This window comes from Actinokineospora sp. HUAS TT18, from assembly GCF_051364635.1.
GTDB lineage: Bacteria > Actinomycetota > Actinomycetes > Mycobacteriales > Pseudonocardiaceae > Actinokineospora.
This window is the reverse complement of record NZ_CP195645.1, coordinates 6,660,845-6,684,952: the sequence shown is the minus strand read 5'-3', so window position 1 is coordinate 6,684,952 and position 24,108 is coordinate 6,660,845. Positions and strand designations below refer to the sequence as shown.

23 protein-coding genes are annotated in these 24,108 nt (G+C 70.9%); 6 read left to right on the top strand and 17 right to left on the bottom strand.

The annotated features are described in order from the left end of the window. Positions 1–81: 81 nt before the first annotated feature. From ACSHT8_RS31095 to ACSHT8_RS31085, 3 genes are all read right to left on the bottom strand, one after another. Positions 82–834 carry a DeoR/GlpR family DNA-binding transcription regulator gene (locus tag ACSHT8_RS31095; RefSeq protein WP_436502229.1) on the bottom strand — a complete coding sequence of 251 codons (753 nt, stop codon included), beginning with the start codon at positions 832–834 and terminating at the stop codon, positions 82–84. A gap of 112 nt (positions 835–946) precedes the next feature. Beyond that, positions 947–1,180, bottom strand: coding sequence for a LuxR C-terminal-related transcriptional regulator (locus tag ACSHT8_RS31090; protein WP_436495029.1), 234 nt, complete (start codon positions 1,178–1,180; stop codon positions 947–949). 209 nt (positions 1,181–1,389) lie between these two features. After that, entirely contained in the window at positions 1,390–2,571 is a 1,182-nt protein-coding gene (locus ACSHT8_RS31085; RefSeq protein ID WP_436495027.1) for an ABC transporter substrate-binding protein, read from the bottom strand. 154 nt (positions 2,572–2,725) lie between these two features. Between ACSHT8_RS31085 and ACSHT8_RS31080 the strand changes: the two genes are divergently transcribed. Genes ACSHT8_RS31080 through ACSHT8_RS31070 form a run of 3 tightly spaced genes read left to right on the top strand, consistent with a single transcriptional unit; the run spans position 2,726 to position 5,735 of the window. Further along, the gene (locus tag ACSHT8_RS31080) at positions 2,726–3,901 is read left to right on the top strand and encodes an ROK family transcriptional regulator (RefSeq protein ID WP_436495026.1); all 1,176 of its coding nucleotides are present in this window, start codon (positions 2,726–2,728) and stop codon (positions 3,899–3,901) included. Positions 3,902–3,909: 8 nt separating this feature from the next. Further along, entirely contained in the window at positions 3,910–4,911 is a 1,002-nt protein-coding gene (locus ACSHT8_RS31075) for a polyprenyl synthetase family protein (protein WP_436495024.1), read from the top strand. A 2-nt stretch (positions 4,912–4,913) separates the two neighbouring features. After that, complete coding sequence (locus ACSHT8_RS31070) at positions 4,914–5,735, top strand: hypothetical protein (protein WP_436495022.1); 822 nt, start codon at positions 4,914–4,916, stop codon at positions 5,733–5,735. Positions 5,736–5,818: 83 nt separating this feature from the next. Here the strand turns inward: ACSHT8_RS31070 and ACSHT8_RS31065 are convergent, their stop codons facing one another. The 5 genes from ACSHT8_RS31065 to ACSHT8_RS31045 all read right to left on the bottom strand — a co-directional run bounded on the left by ACSHT8_RS31065 (position 5,819) and on the right by ACSHT8_RS31045 (position 9,677). Further along, entirely contained in the window at positions 5,819–6,649 is an 831-nt protein-coding gene (locus tag ACSHT8_RS31065; protein ID WP_436495020.1) for an ABC transporter permease, read from the bottom strand. Then, the gene (locus ACSHT8_RS31060; RefSeq protein ID WP_436495019.1) at positions 6,646–7,584 is read right to left on the bottom strand and encodes an ATP-binding cassette domain-containing protein; all 939 of its coding nucleotides are present in this window, start codon (positions 7,582–7,584) and stop codon (positions 6,646–6,648) included. The genes ACSHT8_RS31065 and ACSHT8_RS31060 overlap by 4 nt, the downstream gene beginning before the upstream one ends. A 20-nt stretch (positions 7,585–7,604) precedes the next feature. Further along, positions 7,605–8,450 carry a DUF4097 family beta strand repeat-containing protein gene (locus tag ACSHT8_RS31055; protein ID WP_436495017.1) on the bottom strand — a complete coding sequence of 282 codons (846 nt, stop codon included), beginning with the start codon at positions 8,448–8,450 and terminating at the stop codon, positions 7,605–7,607. Between the two features lie 70 nt (positions 8,451–8,520). After that, positions 8,521–9,024: a YlcI/YnfO family protein gene (locus ACSHT8_RS31050; protein ID WP_436495016.1), complete on the bottom strand. Its 504-nt coding sequence runs from the start codon at positions 9,022–9,024 to the stop codon at positions 8,521–8,523. Between the two features lie 89 nt (positions 9,025–9,113). After that, positions 9,114–9,677, bottom strand: coding sequence for a TetR/AcrR family transcriptional regulator (locus ACSHT8_RS31045; RefSeq protein WP_436495014.1), 564 nt, complete (start codon positions 9,675–9,677; stop codon positions 9,114–9,116). A 55-nt stretch (positions 9,678–9,732) separates the two neighbouring features. Here ACSHT8_RS31045 and ACSHT8_RS31040 point away from each other — a divergent pair, with 55 nt between their 5' ends. After that, on the top strand, positions 9,733–10,512 hold the full coding sequence (locus ACSHT8_RS31040; protein ID WP_436495012.1) for a crotonase/enoyl-CoA hydratase family protein: 780 nt from the start codon (positions 9,733–9,735) through the stop codon (positions 10,510–10,512). Between the two features lie 111 nt (positions 10,513–10,623). Further along, on the top strand, positions 10,624–12,138 hold the full coding sequence (locus tag ACSHT8_RS31035; protein WP_436495011.1) for a tetratricopeptide repeat protein: 1,515 nt from the start codon (positions 10,624–10,626) through the stop codon (positions 12,136–12,138). Positions 12,139–12,141: 3 nt separating this feature from the next. Here ACSHT8_RS31035 and dgoD read toward each other — a convergent pair whose 3' ends face one another. The 9 genes from dgoD to ACSHT8_RS30990 form a co-directional block, all read right to left on the bottom strand. Then, positions 12,142–13,287 (bottom strand): galactonate dehydratase, encoded by a 1,146-nt coding sequence (gene dgoD / locus ACSHT8_RS31030; protein ID WP_436495009.1) that lies wholly within the window; start codon positions 13,285–13,287, stop codon positions 12,142–12,144. A 336-nt stretch (positions 13,288–13,623) separates the two neighbouring features. Then, positions 13,624–14,370, bottom strand: coding sequence for an SDR family NAD(P)-dependent oxidoreductase (locus tag ACSHT8_RS31025; RefSeq protein WP_436495007.1), 747 nt, complete (start codon positions 14,368–14,370; stop codon positions 13,624–13,626). Between the two features lie 10 nt (positions 14,371–14,380). Continuing rightward, complete coding sequence (locus ACSHT8_RS31020) at positions 14,381–15,319, bottom strand: sugar kinase (RefSeq protein ID WP_436495006.1); 939 nt, start codon at positions 15,317–15,319, stop codon at positions 14,381–14,383. Then, positions 15,316–15,903, bottom strand: coding sequence for a bifunctional 4-hydroxy-2-oxoglutarate aldolase/2-dehydro-3-deoxy-phosphogluconate aldolase (locus ACSHT8_RS31015; protein WP_436495004.1), 588 nt, complete (start codon positions 15,901–15,903; stop codon positions 15,316–15,318). Before ACSHT8_RS31015 ends, ACSHT8_RS31020 begins: the two co-directional genes overlap by 4 nt. Continuing rightward, the gene (locus tag ACSHT8_RS31010; RefSeq protein ID WP_436495002.1) at positions 15,896–16,783 is read right to left on the bottom strand and encodes an SMP-30/gluconolactonase/LRE family protein; all 888 of its coding nucleotides are present in this window, start codon (positions 16,781–16,783) and stop codon (positions 15,896–15,898) included. Before ACSHT8_RS31010 ends, ACSHT8_RS31015 begins: the two co-directional genes overlap by 8 nt. A 67-nt stretch (positions 16,784–16,850) precedes the next feature. After that, the gene (locus ACSHT8_RS31005) at positions 16,851–18,986 is read right to left on the bottom strand and encodes an NPCBM/NEW2 domain-containing protein (protein WP_436495000.1); all 2,136 of its coding nucleotides are present in this window, start codon (positions 18,984–18,986) and stop codon (positions 16,851–16,853) included. Positions 18,987–19,026: 40 nt separating this feature from the next. Further along, on the bottom strand, positions 19,027–20,067 hold the full coding sequence (locus ACSHT8_RS31000) for an ABC transporter permease (RefSeq protein ID WP_436494999.1): 1,041 nt from the start codon (positions 20,065–20,067) through the stop codon (positions 19,027–19,029). A 70-nt stretch (positions 20,068–20,137) separates the two neighbouring features. Then, positions 20,138–21,661 (bottom strand): sugar ABC transporter ATP-binding protein, encoded by a 1,524-nt coding sequence (locus tag ACSHT8_RS30995; RefSeq protein ID WP_436494997.1) that lies wholly within the window; start codon positions 21,659–21,661, stop codon positions 20,138–20,140. After that, positions 21,652–22,695: a substrate-binding domain-containing protein gene (locus tag ACSHT8_RS30990; protein WP_436494995.1), complete on the bottom strand. Its 1,044-nt coding sequence runs from the start codon at positions 22,693–22,695 to the stop codon at positions 21,652–21,654. The genes ACSHT8_RS30995 and ACSHT8_RS30990 overlap by 10 nt, the downstream gene beginning before the upstream one ends. Positions 22,696–22,836: 141 nt before the next feature. On the opposite strand from ACSHT8_RS30990, the gene ACSHT8_RS30985 reads away from it, so the two are divergent. Beyond that, positions 22,837–24,075, top strand: a complete 1,239-nt coding sequence (locus tag ACSHT8_RS30985) for an ROK family protein (protein ID WP_436494993.1) — start codon at positions 22,837–22,839, stop codon at positions 24,073–24,075. Positions 24,076–24,108 lie beyond the last annotated feature (33 nt).

Sequence of the window (24,108 nt, the reverse complement as noted above, 5' to 3'; positions counted from 1 at the left end):
GGCCGAAATGGGGCGCACTTCCGTCGAAGTTGTGGCGCGATCGGTCAGAAATGTCCAGAAGTGGACGGTGCGGCGACCAGATCAGGCCTGGCGGATGTCGACACCGCGGTCGTGGAAGCGCCGTACGGTGGCGGGGTCGGCATCGGTGTCGGTGACGAGTGTGTCGACCATGGTCACCGGGCCGATGACCGACGCCGCCCTGGCGCTGAGCTTGGACGAGTCGGCGACCACGACGACCTTGCCCGCGCGGTCGGCGAGCAGCCGGTTGACCGACGCGGCGGCCTCGTGGTGGGACGCGGGGCCCGAGTCGGGGTCGATGGCGTCGACGCCGAGTATCGCGACGTCGACGCGGAGATCGCGGACGACCGCCTCCGACACCGAGGTGACCAGCTCGTAGGACTGGGTGCGGGCGGTGCCGCCCGCGACCACCAGGGTGATCCACGGCCGCGCCGCGAGCACGCCCGCGACGTCGATCGCGTTGGTCACCACCGTGATGGCGCCGCCGCGGCCGGGATCGGGCAGCGCGGTGAGGGCCTTGGCCACCTCGGTCACCGTCGTCCCGCCATTGAGGACGATCGTCCCGCCGGGCGCCACCAGCCGGGCCGCGGCGCACCCGATGCGCCGCTTGCGGTCCATGTGGCGCCGCGCCCGGAAGTGCGGCGGCACGTCGTGGCCGTCAGCGCGGGCCAGTGCCCCGCGCCGGACCCGGGTGACCAGCCGCTGTTCGGCCAGGTAGTCCAGGTCCCGGCGCACGGTCGCGGCCGACACCCCCACCTCGGCGGAGACGCCGGTGATCTCCACCCAGCCGCGCTCGGCCACCAGGTCGAGCAACACGGTCAACCGCTCGATCCGAGCCTGTCGACCCGCACGCGTTCGCACTACCACTCCGCTTCCGGCTGGATACTCCGTCGAACCACTCGACCCCGCACGCGCTCGGCCTGACCGGTCAGAGCCAGCCGCGGACCGCGACGAGCACGCCCAGTTGGAACCGCGAGTTCGCGCCGAGCAGGGTTTGCAGGCGGGCGATCCGCCGGTGCACCGTGCGCTCGCTGACGCACAGCTCGCGGGCGATCGCGCGATCGGTCGCGCCGGTGCACATGTGCCGCAACAGCAGCATCGTCGCCTCCGTCGGCTCGCCGCCGACGGTCACCGCCTCCTCCGGGCGCGCCACGACGTCCATCGCTCACGTGGCCTGTCGCGCGCGGGGGCGGGTGTCCACATCGGACCTTGACTGAGCCCCCCGCGGCGTCGCCCTCCACGAGGTAGAGCTCGCACTCGTCGGGGTTGGTCGAACGGCAGTCCACAGGTCGAAGCTGGGCATCACAGGGCCTTTCCAAGCAGGCCGGGGACGGCGCCGCGGGCGTGCGGCCCGCGGCGCCGTGCAGGGTGCTACTTCCAGGGCGACGGGAAGCCCGGCATGGTCTCGCAGCCGCACATCGCGTAGTGCAGCGGAGGCATGTCCTTGTTGATGAAGCCCTTGACGTTGTCCTGAGTGATCCGCGGCTGCGGCAGCACCCATTCCTTGGGCACCTGCTGGCCCGCCAGGATCTTCAGCGCGGCCACGACGGGCGTGCGCCACTGGTAGGTCGGGTACGTCGGGGCGATGGCGGTCAGCTTCTCCTCGGCCCACAGGCGCAGGAAGTCCTGCTGGTCCTCGCCGACGATCGGCGGCACCTTCATCCCGGCGTCCTGGAATGCCTCGACGGCGGCGACCGACGTGGCACCGGCGTCCATCCAGACACCGTCGATCGTGCCCTCGCGCTGGAGGAAGTCGCTGACGATGCTCTTGGTCTTGGCCGCGTCACCATCGGTGAACTCCACGCCGACCACGTTGAGCTGGCTGCCCGCGAAGATCTCGTTCGCCGCGGCCCACCGCTGCTCCAGCACGTCGACACCGGGAAGGATGCGCAGGGCGAGGATCTTGCCGCCGGGCTTGACCTTCTCCTTCAGGAACTCCGCGCCGTCGGCGCCGAAGGCGAAGCCGCCGATCGGGTGGATGAAGGTGACCGGGCAGGTGGTGGTGACACCGCGGTCGAACACGATCACCGGCACACCGGTCTTGCAGGCCGCCTCGACCGCGGGCGTCAGCGTCGCGGTGGTGTTCGGGGAGACGATCAGCGCGCTGCAGCCCTGCGAGGCGAACGACTGGATGTCGCTGATCTGCTTGTCGTCCTTGGCCTCGGCGTCGAGCACGGTGAACTTGGTGATCTCCTTGTGCAGCTTCACCTCCTCCTGCATGGTCTTCCAGCCGACCTGCCGCCACGGGTTGTCCACCGAGGCGTTGGAGAAGCAGAGGTTGTAGTTGCCGCCCGGCTTGGCGTACTGGGCGGTGTCGACCAGCTGCGGGTCGAGCATCTGCTCCCACGGCCTGCCCTCGGGGCCGACCGGCGAGGACTGGCGGAACTTCAGCTGGCGGTCGTACTCGGCCTGGTCGAAGAACTTCGACTTGGCGGTCTGGCTGGGCTTGGCCGCCGTGCTGCTGCTCCCGCCGCTCTGCGCGGGCAGGTCGCTGGAGCATCCCGCCAACGCGAGCGCGCCCACGACGGTCACGATGGACAACTTTCTGTGCATATCCGCTCCCGATGTTCCGTGGGTCACACCCATAGCGCGAACCATAAGAGGACTAATGGCGTGTGTCAATCAAAAGTCAGGACGGTTTCGAGGCGAAAACTGGCCATCTGTTCGCTAGGTGATGGACTTTAGTTCGTATGGTTCACTTAGTCCGGTGTACGACGAACCATTGCCTCCTGCGGCGTCACCCGGGCAGATGCTCCGGCTGCTGACCGACGGGACACCGCGCACGCTGGGTGGCCTGACGAGCGAGACGGGGCTCGCCAGGGCCACGGTCCGCGCCCGCCTCCACGCGCTGCTCGACGCGGGCTTCGTTGCCGACCAGGGCAGTGGTGTGTCCACCGGCGGCCGACCGGCCAGCCAATTCGTCTTCAACGCCCGCGCCCGCGTGGCGCTGGTCGCCGAGGTGGGCGCGACCCACGCGACCGTCGCGGCCACCGACCTCAACGGCGGCCTGCTGGCCTCCCGCCGCCTAGCGCTGGACGTCGCCGAAGGCCCCGACGTCGTGCTGACGCAGTTGGCCAAGGCGTGGCAGGAGCTGCTCGCCAAGGCCGAACTCGACACCGTGGCCCTCGCCGGTGTCGGAATCGGACTGCCCGGCCCCGTCGAGCACACCTCCGGCAGGCCGACCAACCCGCCGATCATGCCCGGCTGGGACGGCTTCGACGTCCCAGGCCACCTCCAGGGCGTGTTCGACGCCCCGGTGTTGGTCGACAACGAGGTCAACCTGATGGCGCTCGGCGAGCACACGACGTCGTTCCCCGACGCGGACAACCTGATCGTGGTCAAGGTCGCGACCGGCATCGGCGCGGGCGTGATCAGCAACGGCGTCCTGCACCGCGGCGCGGTCGGCGCGGCGGGCGACCTCGGGCACATCCTGGCCCCGCACGGCGGCGACTCCCTGTGCGGCTGCGGGAACACCGGCTGCCTGGAAGCCGTCGCGAGCGGTCCCGCCGTCGCGGCCACGTTGCGCGCCAACGGAATCGACGCGCGGACCAACGCCGACGTGGTCGCCCTGGTGCGGGCGGGCGACTTCGAGGCCGCCCGCGCGGTCCGGCAGGCGGGACGCGACATCGGCGAGGTGCTGGCCGCGTGCGTCAGCATGCTCAACCCGTCGCTGATCGTCGTCGGCGGCTCGCTGGCCGCGGCGGGCGAGATGCTGCTCGCCGGGGTCCGCGAGGCGATCTACCGGCGGTCCCTGCCACTGGCCACAAAGGACCTGCGCATCGTGCCGTCGCAGGCGGGCAAGGACGCGGGCGTGCTCGGCGCGGCCGCCATGGTCATCCACCACGCGTTGTCCCCGGCCTTGGTGGACAGCCAACTCGCCTAGGAGATCCCATGAACCCGCGATCCGCGGCGGCCGTGCTGGCCTGGAGTCGGGACCTGATCCAGCCCGCGCTCCACGAGGCCGTCGACCGGCTGCCCACGGCAATGCGCCACATCGCGGGGTATCACCTGGGCTGGTGGGACGAGATGGGCGAGCCCACCGCGGTTCCCGGCGGCAAGTCCGTCCGACCGGCGTTGACGCTGCTGTCCGCCGAGGCCGCGGGCGGCTCACCCGAGGCCGCGATCCCGGGCGCCGTCGCGATCGAGCTGGCGCACAACTTCACCCTGCTGCACGACGACGTGCTCGACCACGACCCGACCCGCCGCCACCGCCCGACCGCGTGGACCGTGTTCGGCGTCAACGCCGCGATCCTCACCGGGGACGCCCTGCTGGCCCTGGCCACCGACGTCCTCGCCGCGTCCACCCACCCGAGGGCCACGCGCGTGCTGCTCGACGCGATCCTGGAGGTCATCGACGGCGAGCACGCCGACCTGACCTTCGAGGGACGGCACGACGTCGGTGTCCCCGAGTGCGTCGCGATGGTCGAGCGCAAGACCGCGCCGCTGCTGGCCGCGGCCTGCGCCCTGGGCGCGCACTTCGCCGACGCCCCGCCCGCGACCGTCGACCGCCTCCGCGAGTTCGGCCGCCTGCTGGGCGTGGCCTATCAGCACGTCGACGATCTCCTCGGCATCTGGGGAGACCCGGCCGCCACCGGCAAACCCACCCACGCCGACCTGCGCAGCCGCAAGAAGTCGCTGCCCGTGGTCGCCGCATTGTCCTCCGGCACCGCGGCGGGCCGCGAACTGTCCACTTTGTACTACTCCGACGAGCACGCCGCTGCCGACTTGGCGCACATGGCGGTGCTGGTCGAGGCGGCGGGCGGCCGGGACTGGTGCGTGGGGCAGGCCAGTCAGCTGCTCGCGCAGGCACTGGACAACCTGCGGGCCGCCGCGCCCCGACCGTCCGCCGAACTCGCCGCCCTGGCGAACCTGATCACAAACCGGGACAACTGACCATGAAGGCCGAGGCGAAGCTCTGGGGACTCGGCGCGGTGCTGATCGTGGTCGCGGTGGCGGTGTGGGCGGCGCTGAGCGGCCCCTCCTCCCCCGCCGCGTCCGGCCACGGCGGGCACGAGCAGCGGCAAGCCAGTCCGTTCGCCGGGTTGACGTCGTCGCAGGACGGCTACACGCTGGCGCCGGTCAGCGAGACCGTCGCGTCGGGGCCGTTCCTGTACCGGATCCTCGGTCCGGACGGCCGCGCGGTGACGGCGTTCGACGTCGAGAGCGACAAGCTGATGCACCTCATCGTCGTCCGCCGTGACACTTCCGGGTTCCGGCACGTGCACCCGGTGATGGCCGCCGACGGGACGTGGTCGGTGCCGCTGGAGGTGGGGCAGGCGGGCACCTACCGGGTGTTCGCCGACTTCAAGCCGACCGGCGCCAAGGCCATCACCCTCGGCGCCGACTTCACCGTCGCGGGCGAGTTCGAACCGAAGACCTACCCGGAGTCGCGCGTGGCCGAGGTCGACGGCTACCAGGTGCGCCTCGACGGCGACCTCGCGGCGGGCAAGGCGACGCGCATCCGCGCCACCGTGTCGCGCGACGGCAAGCCGGTCACCGACCTGCAGCCGTACCTCGGCGCGTACGGGCACCTGGTCGCGCTGCGGCAGAGCGACCTGGCGTATCTGCACATCCACCCGCGCAAGGACGGGAAGTCGGGGCCGGAGATCGCGTTCGTGACCGTGCCGCCGAGCGAGGGCGGCTACCGCCTGTTCCTGGACTTCCAACACAACGGCGTCGTCCACACGGTGGAGTTCACGGTCATCGCGAGCCGTTAACCGGCCTCCATCCAGCCCGTCCGCGGAGACGCCACTACCGAGCCGCACGGGTGCGACTCGGTGGCGGTTCCAGCTCTGAGGTTCTAGCGGGCGGACTCGCGGTTGAAGAGCTTCTTCGACCAGAGGTAGCCACCCAGTGCGATCACAACGCACCAGCCGACGGCGATCGCGGCGTTGTTGCCGATCGGGGTGCCCATCAGCAGGCCGCGCAGGGTCTCGATGAGCGGGGTGAACGGCTGGTACTCGGCGAACCAGCGCAGCACCGTCGGCATCGAGTCGGTCGGGACGAAACCGCTGCCGAGGAACGGAAGCAGCACCAGCGGCATGCCGACGTTGCTCGACGCCTCGACGGTCTTGCTGGCCAGGCCCAGTGCGACCGACAGCCAGACGAACGCGAAGGTCATCATCACCAGGACGCCGACCGTGGCGAACCATTCGCCCACGCTCGCCGCCGGGCTGAAGCCGATGAGCAGGGCGACGCCGATGACGGCGGCGATGCTGAGCATGGTCTGGATGACGCTGCCGACGACGTGGCCGGTGAGGACGGAGACGCGGGCGATGGACATGGTCTTGAACCGGTCGACGATGCCCTCGGTCATGTCCATGGCGACCGAGATGGCGGTGCCCTGGACGGCGGAGGAGATCGTCATCAGGATGATCGCGGGCGTGACGTAGTTGACGTACACGTCGCGCCCGCCGCCCGCGCCGCCGATCCCGGCGCCGAGCGTGCCGCCGAAGACGTAGACGAACAGCAGCAGGAAGACGATCGGCATCCCGATGAGCAGCACCGTCATGGACGGGTAGCGCACCATGCGCGTGAGGTTGCGGCGGAGCATCGTCGCCGAGTCCCTCAGCGCGTAGGCCATCGGCTTGTTCGGTCGGGTCGTCGTGGGGCTCATGGTCATGGTGCTCATCGCGCGGTCACCTTCTCGTTTCCGGTCAGGGCAAGGAAGACGTCGTCAAGATCAGGGGTGTGCACGCTCAGCGACTCGACCTCGATGGCGCGGCCGTCGACGCGGTCGAGCAGTGCCTTCAGGGACTTGAGGCTGCCGTCGTGCGGCACGCGCAGGGTGAGCGCGTCGGTGTCGCCCGTCCCCTGGCCGAGGGCCTCGGCGGCGGAGGCGAGGTCGCGGGCGTCGGCGAAGCGCAGTTCGACGTGGCCGCCGGGGATGCGCCGCTTCAGCTCGTCCGCGGTGCCCTGGGCGACGATCTTGCCCTGGTCGAGCACCGCGATCCGGTCGGCCAGTTCGTCGGCCTCCTCCAGGTACTGCGTGGTGAGGAAGATGGTGACGCCGCCCGCGACGAGTTCCCGCACGATCTGCCACATGCCGCGGCGGCTGCGCGGGTCGAGCCCGGTGGTCGGCTCGTCGAGGAAGATCACCTGCGGCGACCCGACCAGGGTCATCGCGAGGTCCAGCCGTCGTCGCATGCCGCCGGAGTAGGTCGACACCGGCTTGCGGGCCGCGTCGACCAGGTCGAACTGTTCGAGCAGCTCGGCGGCGCGGCGCCTGCCCTCGGCGCGGCCGAGGTGGTGCAGGTCGGCCATGAGCATCAGGTTCTCGTGGCCGTTCAGCAGATTGTCGACCGCGGAGAACTGGCCGGTGACACCGATCGACGCACGGACGGCGTCGGGGTTCGCCGCGACGTCGTGGCCCGCGACCGTCGCGGTGCCGCCGGTCGCGCCGATCAGGGTGGACAGGATCTTCACGGTGGTGGTCTTGCCCGCGCCGTTGGCGCCGAGCAGGGAGAAGACGGTGCCCCGAGGGACATCGAGGTCGATGCCGTCGAGGACGACGTGGTCGCCGAACGACTTGCGCAGTCCGGTCGCCGTGATGGCTGAGGTGGTCATGGGAGATCCCCTTCGGGAGGTCAGGAACGGTGGACGGTGATGTCGCCGAACGCGGTGTGCGCGCGGACTTCGACGGTCTCTTCTGACTTGTCCGGCCCTTGGCCCGCGTCCTCGAGCGCGTTGTCGACCCGCCCGTGGCCGGTGCTGAGGTCGAGCCACGCGGCGGTGCCCGCGGCGACGCCGATCTCCAGGTCGCCCGACGAGGTGTTGAGGGTGACCGAGCCGCGCGCCACCGACCCGACGCGGATGGCGCCGTTGGCGGTCTTGGCCTCCACCCCCGCCTCGGCCCGCTCGACGGTGATGTCGCCGTTGGCCGAGCGCACCCGCAGCGCGCCGCCGACGGTGCCGATGTCGGTGTTGCCGTTGGAGTTCTTGACGACGGCGGTCCCGTCGACCGAGCCGATCCGGACGCGGCCGGTGCCGGTGGCGATGTCGGCGTCGCCCGCGACCCGCTCGACGGTGATGTGGCCGGTGGTGTCGGCGCGCAGCGATCCGGTCTGGTCGACGCGGAAGTGCCCGACCGAGGTCTTGAACCGGCACTCCCCCAACACGCCGGTGCCGCGGACATCCGCGACCGACAAGTCGGCGTGCACCTTCGAGCCCGTGGGGAGTTCGATCACGACCGTGACCGACCTCGTCTTCTTGGAGAAGTCGAGCGCACGGGACTTGGGTCCGCGGACGGTGAGCTCACCGTCGTTGTACTCGACGCGGGTGCGCTCCGCGGCCTGCACGTCCGACTCGTCGGCCGGGTCGGTGGGCCGCACCTCGACGAGGGTGTCGGTCCGGTCGCTCGCGACGAGCTGGACGTCGCCGACGGCGAGTTCGATGGTGACGGCGATCGGGTCGGGTGTGGCGAAAATAGGCATAGCTGTCCCCTAGTCAGGTGTTGGAAGAACATCCCCGCAGGTCCGGGGCTTGGGTGTGTGCGGGCTGGAGTTAGCGGGCCCAGCCGGTGTAGCGCTGCGCGGCGGGCTTGCCGCGCCTGCCGGTGGCGTGGTCGCGGTCGCCGGACTGCAGCGCGGTCGACGCCGCCCGGACCAGCCACGCGTTGAGCGAGCGGCCCTCCTTGGCGGCGGCCTCCTCGGCCGCGGCCTTGAGCTGTTCGGGGAGCCGGACGTTGATCCGCACCGCGGGACCGCTGTCGTCCAGGTTCGTGTCCTGGACCGGCTCGGGGGTTTCCTCCGGCGCGGGTTCGGCCTGGCGGGCCGTCACGACGAAGTTCGGTTCGCGGCCGCGCAGGCGCACCTGCACCGAGCCGGGGGCGAGGTCGCGGGTGATCTCGTCCGCGGCGGCGGAGAGGGCTTCGAGCAGGGTGAGCCGGATCGCCGACTCCATCGACACGGTCAGCCGCTCGATGAGCGCACCGGCGTCACCACCACCGGTCTCGGCGACGGTCAGCAACTCGCGGCCGAGGGAGTTCACATAGGGCGTCAGGTCCATGGCACAACTATGGCACGGGTTGGCACCACACGCAAGCCATAGTGGCTCACTTTGGCTCAGATTGGCTCCGCCAGTGACTCACCTGCGGCTCAGCCGGGGTTGACGACGGCGCGCCAGTCGGCGAGGAGGCGGTCGTGGCGGTGGGTGCTGAGGATGTCGGTGAGGGCGAGGCCCCGGTAGTAGGTCAGGGTCATCTCGAAGACCTGGTCGAAGTCGGCGGGCGCTGAGCCAAGGTGAGCCAGGACGACCGCGCGGATGTTGGCGTGGAGTTCGCGCTGGTGGACGAGCAGGGCGGCACGGAGTTCGGGGTCGGTACGGGCGGCCACCCACAGTTCGAGCACAGCGCCGAAGAGCGGGGTGGCGAAGCTGCGCCAGAGGACGGCCAGCCAGTCGTCATCGGGGGCGGTTTCGACGATGTCGTCCATCTGCTGGTCGGAGAGATGGCGGACGGCGTCGACCAGCAGGTTGGCCTTGTTCGGGTACTGGTGCAGCAGCGCGCCGCGGGAGACGCCCGCACGCGCTTGGACCGCGCCGAGGCTGGTGGCGGCGTAGCCGTCCTCGATGAGGCTGTCGACGGCGGCGCGCAGGATCCGGTCGCGGGTCAGGCCGCTGCGGGCCGCGTCGCTGCGGCGGCGGCCTTCCGTTGCTGCCATGGGGGAATCCTCGCAGACGTTGACAACAGTCCGATCGGACTGTTCCATTCGGGGTATGGCAGAGGAACTGGTGCTCGTCCGCAAGGACGGGCCGGTCACGACCGTCGGCATCAACCGGCCGCACGTCCGCAACGCCGTCGACGGCCCGACCGCGCGGGCGCTGGCCGACGCGTTCCGCGACTTCGACCGCGATCCCGACGCCGCCGTGGCCGTCCTGCACGGCGAGGGCGGCACGTTCTGCGCGGGCGCCGACCTGAAGGCCCTCGGCACCGACCGCGGCAACCGGGCCGAGATCGCCCGCGAGGCCGACGGCCCGATGGGCCCGACCCGCCTGCGCCTGTCCAAGCCGGTGATCGCCGCCATCGACGGCCACGCCGTGGCGGGCGGACTGGAACTGGCCGTCTGGGCGGACCTGCGCGTCGCCGCCGAGGACGCGGTGCTCGGCGTGTTCTGCCGCCGCTGGGGCGTCCCCCTGATCGACGGCGGCACCGTGCGGCTCCCCCGGCTCATCGGCGTCAGCCATGCCATGGACCTGATCCTCACCGGCCGACCGGTCGACGCCCAGGAGGCGCACCGCATGGGGTTGGTCAACCGCGTCGTGCCCGCGGGCGAGGCGTTGGCGGCGGCGGTGCGACTGGCCCATGACATCGCCGGGTTCCCGCAGACGTGCCTGCGGCAGGACCGGCTCTCGGTGCTGGAACAGGACGGGCTCGACGAGACCGACGCCCTGATCAACGAGTTCGCCCGCGGCATGACGTCGCTGTCGGCCGACACCCTGGCGGGCGCGGCCCGCTTCGCAGGCGGAGCGGGCAGGCACGGCTCGTTCGACGAATGACCGACCGCCGGCGGCGGCCTCGTCGGCTGACCGCCGGCACCAAGGGGCCACCGCGCGTCGACCACGGTTTCCGCCCGGCAGGATGGAGGAAGATCCATCGAGGGGGAACCGATGCCGGACAGCGAGTTGCGTGACGCCGAACGAACCGCCGAGCACTACCGACGCTTGGCCGCGGTCGACCCCGACCGCCACCTGGCCGATCTCGGCACCGCGCTCTACAACCTCGGCGCGGTACTCACCCGGCACCCGGACCGGTTCGACGAGCTGGACGCGGTCCTGCGCGAGGACATCGAGGTCCGCAGGCGGCTCGGGGTGCGCCAAGACCTCGCGGAGTCGCTCAACCACTACGCCATGGGTCTCGGACTGCACGGCCGCCGGGCCGAGGCCCACGACGTCGTGCGGGAAGCCGTCGTCCTCTACCGCGAGCTCGCCACGACCGACCGGGCGTACCTGCCCCTGCTGGCCGCCGCGCTGGCCAATCTGGGCAACCAGCTCGCCGAGCTCGGCAGGCGGGCGGAGGCGGTCGCCGTGACACGGGAGTCCGCGGCCATCCGGGAGCGGCTGCCGGACGCCGCCGCGCACGCGTCCGCGTTGGCCGATCTGGGCCTGGCCCTCAGCGACCTCGGCGACCATGAGGAGGCGGCCGCCAAGCTCAAGGCCGCCGTCGACCGGTACCGCGGGCTGCCGGACGGACACTCGTTCGCGTACTGGGCCACGCTGGTCGGGCTCGAACAGGAGCTGACGAAGCTGGGCCGCGCCGACGAGGCGCGTCCGGTCCGCGAGGAAGCGGCCACCCTCTACCGCGAGTTCGCCCGCGACAACCCCGAGTTCATCACCTACAGCACGGCCCTGTTCAGCAAGAACGGTATAACTGTCAGCGACGATGGCGAGCCGACCCGCGTGTCGACCGACCAGCTCAACGACCACGGCCTGCGGCTGGCCTCCGAGGGCCGGTTCGACGAGGCGATCGCCGTACTGCGGGACGTCGAGGCCCGGTGCCGCGCCGCGGACTCGAAACCCGGCCTGGCCAAGGCGTTCCACAACCTCGGTCTCGTCCACGCCTGGCGCGGCGATCCAGCGGCGGCGCTCGCCGCGACCGAGCGGGCGGTCGGCCTGCACCGCGAACTGCTCGACCGCCCCCTGCTCGCCGACTCGCTGCACAGCCTCGGCAACCGCCTCGCCGCGCTCGCCCGCCACCGGGAGGCCCTCGCCGCGACGGAGGAATCCGTTGCGCTCTATAGGGAAATCGCGGACCCGGCGGGCCTGGCGCGGTCGGTGAACAGCCTCGGCATCCGCTACTGCGACAACGACCGACACGAGGAAGCCCTCAAGACCACTGAGGAAGCCGTTGCCCTACAGCGGAAGCTGGACTCGCCCACGGGCCTCGCCACCGCGCTGGCCAACCTCGCCCTGCGCCACGCCCGCCTGGACCGTCTCGCCGAGGTACCCGGCCTGACGACGGAAGCCGTCGACATCGTCAACACCTTGGACGACAGCCACCCGAGCGACAACCTCGCGGGACTGGCGGAGTCGCTGGCGTGGCTGGGGTGGTACCTCAAGAAACACGGCCACCGCAGGCAGGCCCGCGCCGCCACCAAGGCAGCCACGGTCCTGCGCCGCGGCTGAGCCTCACCACTCGGCCAGGGAGCCGTCCTTCCTGGTCCACACCGGGTTGCGCCAGCGGTGGCCGACCTCAGCGGCGCGGCGGACGGCGGTCTCGTCCACCTCGATGCCCAGCCCCGGGCCGTCCAGCCTGCTCACGTAGCCGTCGCGGTAGGTGAAGACGTCGCGGTCGACCAGGTAGTCCAGCAGGTCGGAGCCCGCGTTGTAGTGGATGCCCAGGCTCTGCTCCTGGATCAGCAGGTTCGGCGAGGCGAAGCCGACCTGCAGGCTCGCCGCCAGTGCGATCGGCCCCAGTGGACAGTGCGGGGCCAGCGCGACGTCGTAGGTCTCGGCCATGGCGGCGATCCGGCGGACCTCCGAGATGCCGCCCGCGTGGGACAGGTCGGGCTGCACGACCGCCACCCCCGAGCGCAGCACGTTCTTGAAGTCCCAGCGGGAGAACAGCCGCTCCCCCGTCGCGATCGGGATGGAGGTCGAGCGGGTGATCTCGCCGAGCTGGTCGCTGCACTCCGGGACCAGGGGTTCCTCGACGAAGAACGGCAGGTACGGCTCCAGCAGCGGCAGCACGCGCCGGGCCATCGGCAGCGACAGCCTGCCGTGGAAGTCGACGGCGATGTCGAACTCGTCGCCGCAGGCGTCGCGCACGGCGGCGACCCGGTCGGCGATGGCGCGGGTGGCGCGCGGGGTGTCGATGAGCTCCAGTTCCGCCGAGCCGTTCATCTTGATCGCGGTGAAGCCCTGCTGCTGCTTCTCCACCGCCGCCGCGGCGACGTCGTCCGGGCGGTCGCCGCCGATCCAGCTGTACATGCGCACCCGGTCGCGCACCGCGCCGCCGAGCAGCTGCCATACCGGGACACCCAGCGCCTTGCCGGTGATGTCCCACAGTGCCTGGTCGATCCCGGCGATCGCGGAGGACAGGATCGGGCCGCCCCGGTAGAAGCCACCCTTGGTGAGCGTCTGCCAGTGGGCCTCGATGGTCATCGGGTCCTTGCCGACCAGGTAGTCGGCCAACTCGGCGACCGCGGCGGCGACCGTGTGCGCGCGGCCCTCGATCACCGGTTCGCCCCAGCCGGTGACACCCTCGTCGGTCTCCACCTTCAGAAAGCACCAGCGCGGCGCGACGAGGTAGGTGGTTAGGGCGGTGATCTTCACTGCGACTCCTTGACGATGAACAGACCAGCGTCACCGAGGCGACCCATGACCAGCACAGCGATCTTCACTGCGACTCCTTGACGATGAACAGACCAGCGTCACCGAGGCGACCCATGACCAGCACAGCGATCTTCACTGCGACTCCTTGACGATGAACAGACCAGCGTCACCGAGGCGACCCATGACCAGCACAGCGATCTTCACTGCGACTCCTTGACGATGAACAGACCAGCGTCACCGAGGCGACCCATGACCAGCACAGCGATCTTCACTGCGACTCCTTGACGATGAACAGACCAGCGTCACCGAGGCGACCCGTGACCAGCACAGCGATCTTCACTGCGACTCCTTCTTGATGCTCCAGCCGCCGTCGACGACCAGGTTCGTGCCGGTGAGGTAGGCCGCGTCTGCCGAGGCGAGGAACGCCACGGCCGCGGCGACCTCCTCCGGCGATCCCATCCGGCCCAGCGCGGTGGCCTCGGCGGACTGGCGCCTGCCCGCCTCGTCCACGCCGTCCCACACCGGGGTCAGGATCGGGCCGGGCAGCACGGCGTTGACCCGCACGCCGTCGGCCCCGTACTCCACCGCGAGCTGCCGGACCAGCGCGCACAGGCCGCCCTTGGCCGCGGCGTAGCTGGGGAACCCGGGCAGCCCGAACTGGGCGTGCACACTCGACATCGCCACGATGTTGCCCCGGCGGGCGCGCAGGCCGTCGATGAACGTGCGCGCGCCGAGGAACAGCGGGGTCAGGTTCACCGCGATGTCGCGGTCCCAAGCGGCGCGGGGCAGCTCGTGTGCGGGCACCACGGCCTGCATCGACGCGTTGCTGCACAGCACGTCCACCGCACCCACCTGGTCACGCAGCGCCAACCACGAGTCCTCAATAGACACATCACAGTGGACGAAGCGGGCACGGTGGCCCGCCGCGCGGATCTTGGCGGCCACCTCCTCCCCCGCGTCGGCGGTGATGTCGGCGACGACCACGGCCGCGCCCTCGGCGGCCAGCCGGTGCGCGGTGGCGGCGCCGATGCCGGAGGCCGCCCCGGTGACCACGGCGACCTTGTCGGCGAGTCGACTCATCATGTTCCTTTCCTCAGCGGCTGACATCGGACCCACCGAGCAGCTCGAGTTCGCGGCGCGACGGCAGCCCCTCCCAGTCGCCGACCACGGACACGGCGAACGCGCCGCACGTGGCGGCGCGGTGCAGGCGGTCGGCGACGGGCAGCCCGTCGAGCACCCCCGACAGGTACCCGGCGACGAACGCGTCCCCGGCGCCGATCGGGTCGACGCAGGTCACCGGCACCGCGGGCTGATCGACCAACTCGCCGTCCACCAGCGCGACCGCGCCGGCAGCGCCGAGCTTCAGCACGACCTGCCCCGGCCCGAGCGCGGCGAGCGACTTGGCCAGGCCCACGGGATCGGCGTCGGGCACGAGCAGCGTGGCCTCGTCGTCACTGGCGAACACGATGTCGGACACCGCGACCAGCGGCGCCAACTCCGCCGCCGCCTCGGCGCGCGGCCAGAGCGCGGCGCGGTAGTTGAGGTCGAGCGAGATCGTCACCCCGGCCGCCACCGCCGCGTCGACCGCGGCCCGCACCGCGGTGCGTGCAGACTCGCTCAGCGCCGGGGTGATGCCGGTCAGGTGCAGCACCCGCGCGGTTCCGATCCGGTCCGCGGCGATGTCCGCGGCGCACAGGAGCGATCCGGCGAATCCCTTGCGGTAGTACGACGCGCGGATCCGGTCGGCGGTGCGCCGCTCCCGGATCATCAGGCCGGTCGGCTGGTCGGCGGTGCGGCAGCCCGCGATGTCGACGCGCTCGGCCCGCAGCCGGTCGAGCACCATCGTGCCGATCGAGTCGGCGCCGACGCTGCCGATCCACGCGCATTGGTGGCCTAGGCGGCTGACCCCGATCGCGACAGTGGCCTCCGCCCCGGCGAAACCGAGTCGCATGGCCGATCCCGAGGTGAGCGGGCCGGTCTCGGTGGCCGCCATGACACCCATGGCCTCGCCGAGGGTGATCAGGTCCGTCATCGCAGTGCCTCCACCAGCTCCAGCGCACGCTCACGCAGCGCGGCCAGGCTGCCGCCCACGCACGCGTCGCCGACCAGCGGACCGCCCATGCCGACGGCGGTGGCGCCCGCGTCGAGGTACGCCTTCGCCTCGGCGACGCCGATGCCGCCGGTCGGCACAAGCGGGATGTGCGGCAGCGGCGCGCGGATCGCGGAGATGTATCCCGGGCCGCCGAAGGACGCCGGGAAGACCTTGACCATCGACGCGCCCGCGGTCCACGCGTCGAGGATCTCGCTGGGGGTGAGCGCTCCCGCGTACACGGGAACGCCGAGACGGCGGCCCTCGGCGATCACCTCGGCGCACACAGCGGGGGTGATCAAGTAGCGCGCGCCCGCGTCGACCGCGCGGGCGGCGTCGGCGGCGGTCAGCACGGTGCCCGCCCCCAGTCCGAGGTCCGCGCACTCGCGCAGGGCGTCGAGGGCGCCCGGGGTGGACAGGGTGAACTCGACGGCCTGCACCCCCGCCGCCCGGAGCGTGGCGGTGACCTCGGCGAACCGGGTCGCGGAGTCGGCGCGCAGGATCGCGATGACGGGTGGGTCAATCACCGGCGATCACCAGCCTCGTGTCGGCGAACGGGGTCACCGGCAGGCCGGTGGCACCGGGAACGCAGGTGAACAGCCGCCCGGCGTTCGGCTCGCTCGCCGCCGGGCCCTGGGCGGCCGTGGTGATCACCAGGACGTCGAGGTCCGGCCCGGCGAACGCGCAGCTGGACACCTGCGACGGGCCGACGTTGACCACCGCCGCCGCCCGCCCGGTGGGGTCGAACGCGCGGACCTGCCCGGTCCCCCACACCGCGACCCACACCGTGCCGTCGCGGTCGACGCACAGCCCGTCCGGCACACCGTCGTCGAACGCGGCGAAGGTGCGCGCGCCGCTGATGGTGCCGGTGTCGAGGTCGTAGTCGTAGGCGGTGACCCGCTGGGTGGGGCTGTCGGCGTAGTAGAGGGTGCCGCCGTCGGGGCTCCAGCCGAGACCGTTGGAGATCGTCACGTCGGCGCGCAGCGTGGTCACCGTCCGGTCGGGGTCGAGCCGGTACAGCGCGGCGCTGCCGGTCTCCTCGGCGTAGGACATCGTGCCCGCCAGCAGCCTGCCCCGCGGGTCCACCTTCGCGTCGTTGAACCGCAGCCCGTCCTGGGGGCCGGGCAGCGGGACCGTCTCGGTCACCGTGCCGTCCCGGTCGAGGAACACGAACGCGTCACCGGCCGCAGCCAGCAGCCCGCCCGACACACACGGCAGCACCGCGCCGACGGGACGGTCGAGCGTCACGGTCGCGCGGTGCACCAGGTCGGGTCCGATGGTGGCGGAGTGGATGTGACCGGCCGGGATGTCCACCCACAGCAGTTCCTGGTGGGCCCGGTCCCAGACCGGTCCCTCCGAGAGCTGCCCGGGTGGGACGAACCCGCGGGTCGCCGAGAGCTTGATCATCGCTTCCTCTTGGTAGGAGGCCCGGTCCCGCGCGGGCAGGTGCGCGCGGGACCGGGCCGTGGATGGGTCAGTCGCAGGACAGGCGTGCTCCCGCCCAGTCCGCGTGGTCGTAGCCGTTGCCGTCGGCGGTGCCGCGGACAACGAGCGAGACCGACGCGGGCCGGTTGAGGGCCACCGCCACCGGCGCCGTCTGGCCTGCCCGGAGAGTCGGGCTGGTGTAGACGGTGGTGCCGTCGGCGACGACCTCGAACACCACGCTCGCCGAGGCCGAGTTCACCTCGACGTCGAGGCCGACGAGCGCGTCGAAGCCGTGGCAGGCGCCGTTGACCGGCAGCACGACGGTGCTGTCGGCGTGCGCGCCGATGCCGTGGCGGTAGCGGACGCCGCCGAGGGTGAGCACGGTGCCGTCGAGCGCGGCGGTCTCGCCGTTGCTGGCGTTGCGCTCGACCGGACCCCAGCCGTTGGTCGACGAGGTCCACGTGCGGTCACCGGCGTGTGAGCCGTTCGACGGGGCGGCGCAGGTGATCTTCGCGTCGGCCCAGTCGGCGTGGTCGTAGCCGTTGCCGTCGCGGCCGTCGGTGGCCCGCAGCTCCAGCGTGCGGTATCCCTTGGTGGGAACCGACATCGTGACCGCGGGGGCGCCGCCCTTGAGCACGTCGGTGTAGGCGAGCAGCACGCCGTCGCCGTACACCTGGAAGCGCGCGCTGCCGTTGGTGCCGGACTCGGCGTCGATGCCGACCTTGGCCTCGAACCGCTGGCAGGCATTGCCGAGGTAGACGTGCACCGCGGAGTCGGTGTGCGCGCCCAGGCCCTTGGCGTAGGCGGTGCCGCCGATGTTCAGCGGCTTGCCGTCGCCCGCGGCGGACTCGCCGTTGCTGGTGTTGCGCTCGACGGGCCCCCAGCTGTTGGACGAGGCCAGCCAGGCCAGGTCGCCGAGCTGGTGGGTGCCCGCCGCGGGTGCGGCGGCGGTCGAGCCCGCGCGGCTGACCTTGAACACGACGACGCCGTGGCCGGCGACAGAAGCGCTGATGGCGCCGGTGGAGGTCGTCGTCGCCTTCGACCACAGGTCCTTCAAACCGTAGGAGCTGGACCCGCCGAGGCCGATCTCCGCCGCCGTCGTGCTCACCGTGGTGGTGGCGGTGTTGCGGTTGAACAGGACCGCCACGACCGAGCCGTCGGCCATCGGCTTGCCCCACACCTGGGTGCCGTTGCCGTAGTCACGCAGCAGCCTGCCCTGGGAGCCGCCCCAGTCCTGGTTGACCGCGATCATGTCGGGGTTGGTCAGGATGGCTTTGATCCCCGGGGTCATGGCCGCCAGGTCGTTGCCCGCGATCAGTGGCGCGTTGAGCACCGCCCACAGGCTGAAGTGCGAGCGGTACTCGGTCTCGGTCTGGTTGCCGTTGCCGACCTCCAGCATGTCCGGGTCGTTCCAGCCGCCGACCTTGGCGAAGGGCTCCAGGCCCTTCTGCTGGTCGAGCAGGCTCACCACGACACCCCAGTTGTCGGAGATGTCGAAGGTCGTGCGCCACAGGTTGCCGCGGACGGTGGGACCGAAGATGTACGGGCCACCGCCGATCGGGTCGACCTCACCCCAGTTGCAGAGGCTGTAGACGATGTCGCGCCCGGTGTTGCGCAGCGCGTTGCCCATGGCGGTGTAGCGCTCGAGGTTGGACTTGCCCTGCCGGTTGCCGCAGTTGTCGTACTTCAGCAGGTCGATGCCCCAGGACGCCCACTGGTCGGCGTCCTTCTGCTCGAACCCGATCGAGCCGGGCTGTTGGCCCTCATTGGGCCTGCCGGTGCAGGTCCGGTCGCCCGCGCTGGAGTAGATGCCGACCTTGAGGCCCTTGCTGTGGATGTAGTCGGCCACGGCCTTGATGCCGTTGGGGAAGGCCGTCCGGTGTGGCACCAGGTTGCCGTTGGCGTCGCGGTCGCGCTCCGCCCAGCAGTCGTCGATGTTGACGTACTTGTATCCCGCGGCGGCCATGCCGGAGGACACCATGGCGTCTGCCGCCGACTTGATCTTCGCCTCGTCGATGTCGCACTTGAACTTGTTCCAGCTGTTCCAGCCCATCGGCGGGGTCGCCGCCAGCGTGTTGCCCGGAACCGGTGCCGTCGCCGACGCCGATGTCGAGACCACGACAAGCACACCCGACACGACGGCCGTCACGGCCGCCGCGCAGGCGAGCTTCGCAGGGAAGCGCATCTCGATCCTTTCTTTGCGGGAAGGGGAAAAACCCGAACGGTCAGGCAGGGAGTCCGACCGCTCGTTCGCCGCTGCGGCGCTGCTGGATCACCACCGCGGCGACCAACAACGTTCCCTGGGCCACGTTCTGCCAGAACGTGTTGACGCCCACGACGTTGAGGCCGTTGTCGAGCGCGCCGAGGAGCACGACGGCGAGCAGGGTGCCGCCGATCGTTCCTTTGCCGCCCTTGAGCGCGCAGCCGCCGAGGGCGGCCGCGGTGATCGCCTTGAGTTCGAGGCCCTCGCTGCCGGAAACAGGCTGGCCGGAGCCGGTGCGGGCGGTCAGGATGATCCCGGCGATGGCCGAGACGACGCCCGCGAGCATGAACACGGCGATCAGGTACTTGTTGATGTTGATACCGGCCAGGCGGGCGGCGGTGTCGTTGCCGCCGATGGCGTAGATGTTGCGGCCGATGTCGGTGTACTTGAGCAGGATGTGCATGCCGAGCGCGACGACGGCCAGGATGATGATCGGCACCGGCAGGCCCGCGATCTTGCCGCGGGCGATGAAGATGAACAGGTCGTTGTCGAGCACGAAACCCTGCGCCTTGCCGCCGGAGATCAGCTGCGCCAGACCCTTGTAGGCCGCGAGGGTGGCCAGGGTCGCGATCACCGGGTTGACCCGCCCGTAGACGATGATCAGCCCGTTGACCGCGCCCACGACGATCCCGACGCCGAGGGCGGCCAGGATGCCGACGAAGGCGTTGCTGCCGGTGGCGGTGAACGCCATCGCGCTGACCACCGAGGCGATGCCAGCCTGCGAGCCGACCGAGATGTCCAGGGCACCGCAGATGATGATGACGGTCTGGACGACGGCCAGCAGGCCGAACACCGTGACCGCCTCACCGATGCCCGCGAGGTTCGCCAGGTCGAGGAAGCCGGAGTTGAGCGAGCCGAAGATCGCCACGACCACGATCAGCGCGCCGATGAGGGACAGGTTGCCCGGCCCGATCGCGTGCAGGACACGGCGTGCGGCGTTGGGGGCTGGTGGGTCGGCCGGGGTCACGGCGGGCTCCACCTCCTGGTCGAGTTGACGTGTCATGACGCTTCCTTTGTGGACAGGTCGTCGGCCGTGGCCAGGGCGCGGTCAACCTCGATGCCGTGGTGGCGGGTCATGGGCTTTCCTTCATGGACGTTGCCAGGTCTTCGGCCATGGCCAGTGCGAGGACCGCTTCCTCGGTGGCCTCGGCGCGAGCGAGTTCGCCCGTGACGCGGCCGCTCTGCATGACCACGATCCGGTCGGCCAGGCCGAGGACCTCGGGCAGTTCGGAGGAGATCACGAGCACGGCGACGCCCGAGGCGGCGAGTTCGTCGATGACCCGGTAGATCTCGATCTTGGCGCCGATGTCGACGCCGCGGGTGGGCTCGTCGAGGATGAGCACCTTGGGCTTGCGGGCCAGCCAGCGTGCGAGCACGACCTTCTGCTGGTTGCCGCCGGAGAGCTTGCGCACCTCCTGCTCGATCGAGGGCGTGCGCACGCGCAGCTGCTCGACGTACTTCTTGGCGAGCGCGCGTTCCTCGCCGCGCCGGACGATCCGGGCGGTGCGCAGCCGGTCGAGCATGGCCAGGGAGATGTTGTCCCGCACGCCGCGGTGCAGCAGCAGCGCTTGAGCCTTGCGCTCCTCGGGCGCGTAGCCGAACCCGGCGCGGACCGCGTCACGCGGTGACCGCAGGCGGACCCGTTTGCCGTCGACCCGCACCTCGCCCGACACGATCGGCAGGTCCCCGACCAGCGCACCGGCCAACTCGGAGCGGCCTGCCCCGACGAGCCCGGCCAGCGCGACGACCTCACCGGCGCGAACCGTGAGGCTCACGTCGGTCACGTCGTCGGTGGTGACCTTGTCGACGTCGAGGACGACGTCACCGGGTTCGCCGTGCGAGCGGGTGAACACAGTGGACAGATCGCGGCCGACCATCATCCGCACGATCTCCGCGTCGGTCGTCTCGGCGACCGGGCGCACCCCCACGAGCGCCCCGTCGCGCAGCACCGCCACGTGGTCGGCCAGCCGCAGGATCTCCCGCATCCGGTGCGACACATAGATGACGGCCATGCCCTGGTCCCGCAACCTGCCGATCAGCGCGAACAACGCCTCCGCCTCGTGCTCCGAGAGCGACGAGGTCGGCTCGTCGAAGGCGATCACCTTGGCGTCGGTCGTGAGCGCCCGCATGATCTCCACGAGCTGGCGCTGCGCGGGGGTCAGCTTCGAACCGATCGTGTCCGGGTTCAGCGCGCCATCGAAACCCAGCCGGGCGAGGTCCGCGCGCATCCGCTCACGCAGGGCCGCCCGGTCGATCATCCGGCCCACCTTGCGCGGCAGGGCGCCGAGGTAGACGTTCTCGGCGACCGACACGTGCGGCACGATCTCCGGCTCCTGGGCGATCACCCGGATGCCCGCGGCGCGGGCGTCGGCTGGAGAGGTCAGCTCGAGCGACTCGCCGTCGAGCTCGAGCCGACCCCGGTCCGGGAGGTGGTCGCCGCCGAGGATCTTGATGAGGGTGGACTTCCCGGCACCGTTCTCGCCCATGAGGGCGGTCACCGCCCCGGCCGGGAAGTCCACACTCACCTCGCGCACCGCGTGGACACCGGCGAAGCTCTTCGCCACGCCGGTGACCCGCAGCCCTTCGGTCACGCGCACTTGACGCCTGCCTGCTGCCAGGTGGTCGCGTCGACCATCGTGGTGGGCGCGAAGGCCTCGGCGGGCATGGCCTTGCCGTTCTTGATGAAGTCGTAGATCGTCTGCACCGACAGCGCGCCGACGTCCTTGCCGTTGATGAACAGCGCCGCCTTGAACCCGGTCGGCTTGCCGCCGCGCCACTCCTTGCACGCCAGGTAGGCGCCCAGGCCGACACCAAGCACGTTGTCCGCCGAGTAGCCCGCGTTCTGGATCGCGGTGACGCCGCCGGAGACGTTCTCGTCGTTGCAGCCCATGACGATCCAGTTCTTCACCGACCGGTTTCCCGACACGGTCGCGGAGATCTTGTTCTGCGCGTCCGACGGGGTGTTGTCGGTGCCGACCTCGATCACCTTGACGTCGACCCCGGCGGTCTCCTTGAACGCCTTCTGGTTGGCCTTGACCCGGTCGGTGCAGACCGTCACGTCCTGCTTCCAGGCCTCGATGATCGCGGTCTCCTCGGGCTTCCACCCGGCCTTCTTGAAGTCCTCACCCGCCCGCTTGCCGACCTCGGCGCCCATCTGCTCGCCGCTGAACCCGATGCGCGGCACCAGGTTCTCCTTGGCGCACGCTGTCGGGTCCGGGCCGTTGGTGCACACCTGGTCATCGGAGGTCAGCAGCGCCACGTTGGCCGACTTGGTCAGCTGCACCAGCTGCGGGCCGACCGACGGGTCCGGGACCACGACGATGACGCCGGATGCCTTCTGGTTGATCGCGTTCTGCACCTCGGTGACGGCCTTGTTGGCGTCGTTGCCGAGGTTGACGACCTTCAGGTCGATGCCCAGCTCGGCGGCCTTGGCCTTGGCGCCCTCGGCCTCGCCGATGAAGTACTCCTGATCACCCTGCTTCTGCGCGTAGACGATCGTGATCTTGCCGTCCTTCGCCTGCCCCGCGGGCTGCGAACCAGACTCCTTGCCCGACGAACACGCCGCGGCGGCCAACGTCAACGACAGCCCACACAGCACAGCCGTGCCACGGCTCATGCGGGTCCACGACATCGGGGAACTCCTTCGATCGGTCTGGCTTGAAGAGGGTGACGGGAGGCACACTATGACTTAAGATAAGTGTTGTAAATACTCTCGTAAGAAGAATTTCTGACACTGTCTGCGGCAACAGGCACCAAGCAGGGGGCGGCACCCGTGTTCCACTTGACGGCGCGCGACATCAGACGGCGCAACCGGTTCAGCGTGCTCCAGGCGGTCTACGCCGCTCCGGGACACACCAGCAGGCAGGACATCGCCAACGCCACCGGGCTGTCGTTCGCCACGGTCGGCAACATGATCTCCGAGCTGCTCGACGTCGGTGTCCTGGTCGAGATGGGCCACGACGAGTCGAACGGCGGCAGGCCCCGCGCCCAGCTGGCCATCAACCCGGACCGCGGCGTGCTGGTCGGGGTGGACATCGCCGAGACCGCCGTGCACGTGGAGCTGTATGACCTCGGCATGACGGTCCTGCGGTCAGCCGAGCTCCCCGTCGACCCCGCCGCGACCCAGCCGGAGGACCTCGCCGACCTCATCGCCCGCGGCGTGACCGACGTCGTCGGCCCCGACACCGACCGGGTGCTCGGCGTCGGCCTGAGCGTGCCCGGCCTGGTGGAGCCCGAGGGCGGTGTGTCGGTGTTCTCGCCCTACTGGTCCTGGCGCGACATCCCGTTCAAAACCCTCATGGAAGAGCGCCTCTCCTACCCGCTCTTCCTGGACAACCCCCTCAAGGCCAGCACCGTCGCCGAGCTCTGGTTCGGCGCGGGCCGCGACGTCGACGACCTGATCGTCATCACCCTCCGCTCCGGTGTCGGCGTCGGCATCGCCGTGGACGGCGCCCTGTACCGAGGCGTCTCCAACAGCGCGGGCGAGTGGGGCCACACCTCGCTCATCCTCGACGGCCGCCACTGCCGCTGCGGTCGACGCGGCTGCGTCGAGGCGTACGTCGGCGTCTACGGGATCATGGAGACCATCCGGGAGGCCGACCCCGCCAGCCGACTGCTGACCGGCGCCCAGGCCGACATCCTCCCGGCCCTGGCGAAGGACCTCGCCGACGGCGACCCGGTGGCCCAGCGGGTGGTCGACCAGACCGGCCGCTACCTGGGCGTCGCGATCGCCACCCTGGTGAACCTGTTCAACCCGCGGACCATGGTCCTGGGCAACGTGATCGCCACCCACCTGGGCGAACCACTCCTGCGAACCGCCCGTCAGGTCGCCGCCGAACAGGCCATGTCGGACCCGTTCAGCCAGGTGACACTGCGGCTCAGCGCGTTGACGGACAACCCCGTGAGCCTCGGCGCGGCCACCTTCGCCCTGGAAGGCTTCCTAGCCGACCGCGAGACGTTCGGCTCGGTCGGCTCCCGCCGCGCCGCCAAGTCCAGCACTGCCGGTATGTGACGTCACAGTGGCCCGGCGGGACTCCGCCGGGCC